Genomic DNA, 6,898 nt, shown 5'->3' with positions numbered 1-6,898 from the left:
GGCGCCGGCGGTGCCGCTGCTGGCGCTGCTGGTCGCGCTGCCGGGGCTCGGTGTCGTGGCGGCCGGGCCCCGCGGCTCCGCCGCGCGGCTTGGCGCGGCGCTGCTGCTGCTGGGCGCGGCGGCGGTGCTGCTGGGGCTGATGGTGGAAGGCGCGCCGGTGGCCGCCGGGCTGATCCCGCCGGAGGCGCTGTGGTCCTTCCGGCTGGCGATGCTCGGCGCCGGCTTCGTGCCGGTGCTGGCGGCGCTGGTGGCGGCCATCGCGGACCGCGCCGGGCCGGCATGGGCGCTGCCGCCGCTGCTGCTGCTGGCGGCGGTCCAGGCCGCGGCGGCGGTCCTGCCGCGCGGCACGGCATGGTCGGGGGCGGAGGCGCTGGCCGCGCCGGTGCTGGCGGTGGCGCTGGCCGCCGCATTGCTGTGGAGGAGAGGGTGATGCGGGGAGCCTTGCTCGCGCTCGACCAGGGGACGACATCGACGCGCGCCATCCTGCACGGGCCGGACCTGGCGCCGCTGGCGACGGAACAGGTCGCGCTGGCGCAGCACTACCCGTCCCCCGGATGGGTCGAGCACGAGCCGGAGGAGATCTGGGGGGCGACGCTGGCGGTGCTGCGCGGCGCGCTGGCGCGGGGCGGCGTCGCGGCCGCCGACCTCGGCGGCATCGGCATCACCAACCAGCGCGAGACGGCGCTGCTGTGGGACCGCGCGACCGGCCGCGCGCTGCACCGCGCCATCGTCTGGCAGGACCGCCGCACCGCGGCGCATTGCGCGCGGCTGGCGGAGGAAGGCGCGCAGGCGCTGATCGCGGAGCGCACGGGACTGCTCTGCGACCCCTACTTCTCCGCCACCAAGCTGGCCTGGCTGCTGGACAACGTCGCCGGCGCCCGCGCCGCGGCGGAACGCGGCACGCTCGCCTTCGGGACGGTGGACAGCTTCCTGCTGTGGCGCCTGACCGGCGGGCGCGTGCATGCGACGGACGCGACCAATGCCGGGCGCACCATGCTGTTCGACATCCGCCGCGGCGAATGGGACGAGGATCTGCTGCGGCTGTTCCGCATCCCCCGCGGCATCCTGCCGGAGGTGCGCGACTGCGCCGCCGAATTCGGCACGACCGATGCCGCGCTGCTCGGCGCCGCCGTGCCGGTCCGCGGCATGGCCGGCGACCAGCACGCGGCGATGCTCGGCCAGGCCTGCTTCGCGCCGGGGATGGTGAAGTCCACCTACGGCACCGGCTGCTTCGCGCTGCTGAACACGGGGGACAGCTTCGTCCCGTCCCGCAACCGGCTGCTGACGACGCTGGCCTGGCAGCTCGGCGGGCGGCGGGTCTATGCGCTGGAAGGCGCCATCTTCATCGCCGGCGCGGCCGTGCAGTGGCTGCGCGACGGGCTGCGGCTGATCGCCGACGCGGCCGAGAGCGACGATCTGGCGCGGCAGGCCGACCCGTCGCAGCAGGTGGTCTTCGTGCCGGCCTTCGTCGGGCTCGGCGCGCCCTACTGGGATGCGGACGCGCGGGGCGCCATCCTCGGCCTGACGCGCGGCACGGGGCCGGCCGAGATCGCGCGCGCGGCGCTGGAGAGCGTGGCCTTCCAGACCCGCGACCTGGTCGAGGCGATGGAGGCCGACTGGCAGGCCGCGCCGGGCAGCGCGCCGCGCGTGCTGCGCGTCGATGGCGGCATGGTGGCGTCCGACTGGACGATGCAGTGCCTGGCCGACCTGCTCGGCGCGCCGGTGGACCGGCCTGCGGTGCGGGAGACGACGGCGCTCGGCGCCGCCTACCTGGCCGGGCTGCAGGCCGGGCTGCTGCCGCCGCCGGGGCCGGAGGTGGCGCATTGGCGGCTGGAGCGCCGCTTCGCGCCGGCCATGCCGCGGGCCGAGGCCGACCGGCGCCACGCCCTGTGGAAGGACGCGGTGCGGCGCGTGCTGACGCGATGAGCGCGGGCATCTACGCCGCGCTCGGCGTCCCGCGCATCATCAACGCGGCGGGCACCGGCACGCGCCTGTCCGGCGGCATGATGCACCCCGAGGTGACGGCGGCGATGGCGGAGGCGGCCGCGGCCTGCGTGGAGATGCCGGCGCTCCAGGCCGCGGCGTCGCGCGCGATCGCGCAGGCGACGGGGGCGGAGGCGGGGATCGTCACCTCCGGCGCCGGGGCGGCGCTGCTGCTCGGCGCGGCGGCCTGCCGCGCGCGGCTCGACATCGGCGCGATGGACGCGCTGCCGGGCGGCCCGGCGCCGGACGAATTCGTCATGGCCCGCAGCCAGCGCAACATGTACGACCGCGCGCTGCGCGTGGCCGGGGCGCGCATCGTCGAGGTCGGCATCCCCGACCGCTTCAGCGGCGCGGGCGTGCGCGATGCCTCCGCCGCCGAACTCGCCGCCGCGATCGGGCCGCGCACCGCCGGCGTGCTGTGGGTGGCGCAGCCATGGAGCGAGCCGCCCCTGGCCGATGTGGTGCGCGTGGCGCATGCGGCGGGCGTGCCGGTGCTGGTGGACGCGGCGGCGCAGCTGCCGCCGGCGGCGAACCTGCGCCACTTCCTGGATGAGGGCGCGGACCTCGTCTGCTTCTCCGGCGGCAAGGCCATCGGCGGGCCGCAGGCCAGCGGCATCCTCGCCGGGCGGCGCGACCTCGTCGCCTCGGCCCTGCTGCAGATGCTCGACCTCGACCTGCCGGAGGGGCAGTTCCGCCTGCCGCCGGAATTCGCCGGCAATGCCGCGCTGCCCTGGCTGCCGCAGCACGGCATCGGCCGCGCCTGCAAGGCGGGGAAGGAGGAAGTCGCGGGCCTGCTGGTCGCGCTGCGGCGCTTCGTGGCGGAAGGCGATGCGGCCCGCGCCGCGCGGCTGCGCGCGCGGCTCGCCGCGGTGCGGGCCGCGATGGGCGGCGGCGGGGAGATTGCCGACGGCCCGGTGCCGCTGCTGCTGGTCCGCTGCGCGGACGCCGCGGCGGCCCATGCCGCGGAAGCGCGGCTGCGCGCGCGCGACCCGGCGGTGCATGTGAACCAGGGCCGGCTGCGGGACGGCGTGCTGGTGGTGAACCCGCTGGCGCTGGCGGAGGCCGACCTGGTGCCGCTGGGGCTGGCCCTGCGGGAGGCGCTGGCGGGCTGACCCGCCCGCCCGGATCACCCCCCCGGCGCGCCCTGGGTGTTGACGTAGAGCGAATAGAGCGACTGCGCGGCGGCCATGAACAGGCGGTTGCGGTGGCGCCCGCCGAAGCAGACATTGGCGCAACGCTCCGGCAGGTCGATGAAGCCGATCGGCGCGCCCGCGGCGTTGAACACCTTCACCCCGTCCAGCCCCGGCCCGCCCATCCCCCAGCCGCACCACAGGTTGCCGTCCACGTCCACGCGGAAGCCGTCCGGCGTCTCCCCCGCGGCGCAGGCGATGAAGGTGCGGCGGTTGCGCAGCCGCGCGCCGTCCACGTCGTAGGCGAGGATGTTGCGCGGCTCCGCGCGGCTCTCGACGACGTAGAGGATCCCCTCGTCCGGGCTGAAGGCGAGCCCGTTCGGATGGTTGATGTCGTCCGCCACCAGCGTGACGGCGCCCGTCGCGCCGTCGATGCGGTAGACATTGGTGTGCGGCAGTTCGGGCGCGTGCCTCTCGCCCTCGTAGTAGCCGCCGATGCCGAAGGGCGGGTCGGTGAACCAGATGCTGCCGTCGGACTTCACCACCACGTCGTTCGGGCTGTTCAGCCGCCGGCCCTGGAAGCTGTCCGCCAGCACCGTGACCGACCCGTCGTATTCGTGGCGTATCACCCGGCGCCCCAGATGCTCGCAGGCGATGACGCGGCCCTGGCGGTCGCGCGTGTGGCCATTGGCGTTGTTCGACGGCTTGCGGAAGACGGAGACGTTGCCCGTCTCCTCCTCCCACCGCAGCACGCGGTCGTTCGGGATGTCGGACCACAGCAGCACGCGCTGGTCGCCGAGCCAGACCGGCCCCTCGCCCCAGCGGCCGCCGGTCCACAGCCGCTCCACCGCGCTCAGCGGCAGGTGGTAGCGCCGGAAGGACGGGTCGAGGGCGCGGATCGCGGGGTCCGGGTAGCGCAGGCTCTGCTGCCAGGTCATGGCGTTCGATCTCCCCCAGGGTCGGGCCGGCTTGGCGAAAGGCCCGGCCCCGCCGCATGCTGCCCCGAACACGCCAGGAGGGGAACATGGCCGGCTGGCCCGCGCGCATCGCCGACGAGACGGAGCTGGAGGAGGTGATGACGCGCCCGGACCCGGCGCTGGTGGCGGACCTCGCCGCCGCGCCGGGCGACATCCTGGTGCTGGGCGCGGCGGGCAAGATGGGCCCGACGCTCTGCCGCATGGCGAAGCGGGCCGACCCCGCGCGGCGCGTCGTCGCGGTGGCGCGATGGAGCGAGCCGGGCCTGCGGGAGAGGATGCAGGGCTGGGGGATCGAGTGCCTGTCGGCCGACCTGCTGGACGACGCGGCGCTGGCCGCGCTGCCGGATGCGCCGAACGTGGTCTTCATGGCCGCGCGCAAGTTCGGCAGCACGGGGAACGAGGCGCTGACCTGGGCGATGAACGTGCAGCTGCCGGCCCGCGTGGCCGCGCGCTATGCCGCGTCGCGCATCGTGTTCTTCTCGACCGGCAACGTCCTGCCGATGTGGCCCGTGAACGGCCCCGCGCCGGACGAGGACGCCGCGCCCGCGCCGATAGGCGACTATGCGGCCAGTTGCCTCGGCCGCGAACGCGCCTTCCAGCACGCCGCCGCATCCCGCGGCACGCGCTGCTTCGGCATCCGGCTGAACTACGCGATCGACCTGCGCTACGGCGTGCTGCACGACGTCGCGGCGAAGGTCTGGGCCGGAACGCCGGTGCCGCTGGCGATGGGCCATGCCAATGTCATCTGGCAGGGGGACGCCAATGCCTGGACGCTGCGCGCCCTGGCACGGGCGGATGCGGCCTGCCCCATCCTGAACGTGACGGGGCCGGAGACGGTCTCGGTCCGCTGGCTGGCGCGGCAGTTCGCCGCGCGGATGGACCGCGTGCCCGTCTTCGAGGGGGAGGAGGCGGCGGCCGCCCTGCTGTCCAACGCGGCGCGCGCCTTCGCGACCTTCGGCTACCCGACCGTGCCGCTGCTGACGATGGTGGACTGGGTGGCGGAGTGGGTGGCGCGCGGCGGCCGCGCGCTCGGCAAGCCCACCAAGTTCGAGGTGCGGGATGGGAGGTTCTGACCCAGGCACCCTGTCGCCGCGCGCCGCCGCGACCCGCCAGCGCATCCTCGACGCCGCGTTGGCGGAATTCGCCGAGAAGGGACTGGCCGGCAGCCGGGTGGACGAGATCGCGGCCCGCGCCGGCGCCAACAAGCGCATGCTCTACGCGCATTTCGGCAGCAAGGAGGAATTGTGGCTGACGGTGCTGGAACGCGCCTATGCCGCCAAGCGCGAGGAGGAGCGCGGGGTGGAGGTGGACAGCCTGCCGCCGGCGCAGGCCATGGCGCGGCTGGTCGCCTTCAACCTGCGCTACACGAGCCGCCACCCGGACTTCGTCGCCCTGCTCAACCAGGAGAACCTGCACCGCGCCGCCTATCTGCGCCGGTCGGAACAGGTGCCGGCGCTCTACTCCCCCATCCTGGAGGCGATCCGCAGCGTGCTGGCCCGCGGCGAGGCGACGGGCGCCTTCCGCGCCGGGGTGGACCCGATGCAGCTCTACATCTCCATCCTCGCGCTCGGTCACTTCTACGTGGCGAACCGGCACACGCTGTCCACCATCTTCGGCACCGCGCTCGACACCGAGGCCGCGATCGCGGCGCGCGAGGCGCATGTCGCCGAGGTGGTGCTGGGCTACCTGCGACCTTGACCGCGCGGCGGCGCCGGGCTTAGGTAACCGAACGGTTACCTGGGAGGACTGGCGTGGGTCTGCGCTGGCAGGACTGGCCCAACGGCGTGCTGAGCCGCCTGCGCGACGGCTGCGCGATCCCGGCCCATCCGCTGGCGCTGAACGCGCGGCGGGAGATGGACGCGCGCCGGCAGAAGGCGCTGTCCCGCTACTACCTCGCGGCCGGCGCGGGCGGGCTTGCCGTCGGCGTCCACACCACGCAATTCGCCATCCGCGATGTCGGCCTGTTCGAGCCGGTGCTGCGCATCGCGGCGGAAGCCGCGGCCGAGGGAGGGCAGCCGGTGGTGCTGGTCGCCGGCGCCATCGGCCGCACCGACCAGGCGGTGAGGGAGGCGCGGCTGGCCCGCGCGCTGGGCTACCACGCGGTGCTGCTGAGCCTCGCGGCCTGGAAGGGCGCGGGGGAGGACGAGATCATCGCCCATTGCCGCGCGGTGGCGGAGGAGATGCCGCTGGTCGGCTTCTACCTCCAGCCCGCGGTGGGCGGCCTGCCGCTGCCGGCTTCCTTCTGGAAGCGGTTCTGCGGGATCGACAACGTGGTCGCCATCAAGATCGCGCCCTTCAACCGCTACGCCACGCTCGACGTGCTGCGCGGCGTGGCGGAGGCCGGCGCGGCGGGGCGCGTGACGCTCTACACCGGCAATGACGACCACATCGTGGGCGACCTGCTGACGCCCTTCGCGATCCGTGCCCCGGGCTGCGAGGCGCCGCTGCGCATCCTCGGCGGGCTGCTCGGCCACTGGAGCGTCTGGACGCGGGCCGCGGTCGGGCTGCATGCGCGCTGCCGCGGCGCCGCCGCGACGCCCGGCCTGCTGGCGCTCGACGCGCAGGTGACGGAGATGAATGCCGTGGTCTTCGACGTGGCGAACGGCTTCCATGGCGTGATCGCGGGCTGCCACGAGGTGCTGCGCCGGCAGGGCCTGCTGGAGGGCACCTGGTGCCTCGACCCGAAGGAAGGGCTGTCGCCCGGCCAGGCGGAGCTGATCTCCGCCGCCGCGCTGCGCTACCCCGATCTGACGGATGACGACTTCGTCCGCGCCAACCTGAACACCTGGCTTTCCTAGGGATACCGAA

7 protein-coding genes are annotated in these 6,898 nt (G+C 74.9%); 6 read left to right on the top strand and 1 reads right to left on the bottom strand.

Annotated elements, in window-relative coordinates; translation table 11 throughout:
- From ACK8OX_RS09350 to ACK8OX_RS09340, 3 genes are all read left to right on the top strand, one after another.
- Positions 1 to 430: hypothetical protein (locus ACK8OX_RS09350; RefSeq protein ID WP_430663748.1), on the top strand; the 430-nt coding region annotated here is incomplete at its 5' end.
- Positions 430 to 1,926, top strand: a complete 1,497-nt coding sequence (glpK, locus tag ACK8OX_RS09345) for a glycerol kinase GlpK (protein ID WP_430663747.1) — start codon at positions 430 to 432, stop codon at positions 1,924 to 1,926. The genes ACK8OX_RS09350 and glpK, both read left to right, overlap by 1 nt.
- The gene (locus tag ACK8OX_RS09340) at positions 1,923 to 3,095 is read left to right on the top strand and encodes a hypothetical protein (RefSeq protein WP_430663746.1); all 1,173 of its coding nucleotides are present in this window, start codon (positions 1,923 to 1,925) and stop codon (positions 3,093 to 3,095) included. The genes glpK and ACK8OX_RS09340 overlap by 4 nt, the downstream gene beginning before the upstream one ends.
- Before the next feature lie 14 nt (positions 3,096 to 3,109).
- On the opposite strand, the gene ACK8OX_RS09335 is transcribed toward ACK8OX_RS09340, so the two are convergent.
- Complete coding sequence (locus tag ACK8OX_RS09335; protein WP_430663745.1) at positions 3,110 to 4,051, bottom strand: SMP-30/gluconolactonase/LRE family protein; 942 nt, start codon at positions 4,049 to 4,051, stop codon at positions 3,110 to 3,112.
- Between the two features lie 86 nt (positions 4,052 to 4,137).
- Between ACK8OX_RS09335 and ACK8OX_RS09330 the strand changes: the two genes are divergently transcribed.
- The 3 genes from ACK8OX_RS09330 to ACK8OX_RS09320 are packed head-to-tail and all read left to right on the top strand — an operon-like array spanning position 4,138 to position 6,888.
- Complete coding sequence (locus tag ACK8OX_RS09330) at positions 4,138 to 5,163, top strand: NAD-dependent epimerase/dehydratase family protein (RefSeq protein ID WP_430663744.1); 1,026 nt, start codon at positions 4,138 to 4,140, stop codon at positions 5,161 to 5,163.
- On the top strand, positions 5,150 to 5,788 hold the full coding sequence (locus ACK8OX_RS09325) for a TetR family transcriptional regulator (RefSeq protein WP_430663743.1): 639 nt from the start codon (positions 5,150 to 5,152) through the stop codon (positions 5,786 to 5,788). Before ACK8OX_RS09330 ends, ACK8OX_RS09325 begins: the two co-directional genes overlap by 14 nt.
- A 53-nt stretch (positions 5,789 to 5,841) precedes the next feature.
- A complete protein-coding gene (locus ACK8OX_RS09320; RefSeq protein WP_430663742.1) occupies positions 5,842 to 6,888 on the top strand; it encodes a dihydrodipicolinate synthase family protein in 1,047 nt (348 codons plus the stop codon).
- The last annotated feature ends 10 nt before the right edge of the window (positions 6,889 to 6,898 follow it).

The organism is Falsiroseomonas sp. CW058 (assembly GCF_050563535.1).
GTDB lineage: Bacteria > Pseudomonadota > Alphaproteobacteria > Acetobacterales > Acetobacteraceae > Falsiroseomonas.
The sequence above is the reverse complement of the archived record's forward strand: the minus strand, read 5'-3'. Positions and strand labels throughout refer to the sequence as shown.

Excerpts from the sequence above, each read along its gene's own strand:
- glpK (WP_430663747.1), top strand. The coding sequence starts at position 430 with ATGCGGGGAGCCTTGCTCGCGCTCGACCAGGGGACGACATCGACGCGC.
- ACK8OX_RS09340 (WP_430663746.1), top strand. The coding sequence starts at position 1,923 with ATGAGCGCGGGCATCTACGCCGCGCTCGGCGTCCCGCGCATCATCAAC.
- ACK8OX_RS09335 (WP_430663745.1), bottom strand. The coding sequence starts at position 4,051 with ATGACCTGGCAGCAGAGCCTGCGCTACCCGGACCCCGCGATCCGCGCC.
- ACK8OX_RS09330 (WP_430663744.1), top strand. The coding sequence starts at position 4,138 with ATGGCCGGCTGGCCCGCGCGCATCGCCGACGAGACGGAGCTGGAGGAG.
- ACK8OX_RS09325 (WP_430663743.1), top strand. The coding sequence starts at position 5,150 with ATGGGAGGTTCTGACCCAGGCACCCTGTCGCCGCGCGCCGCCGCGACC.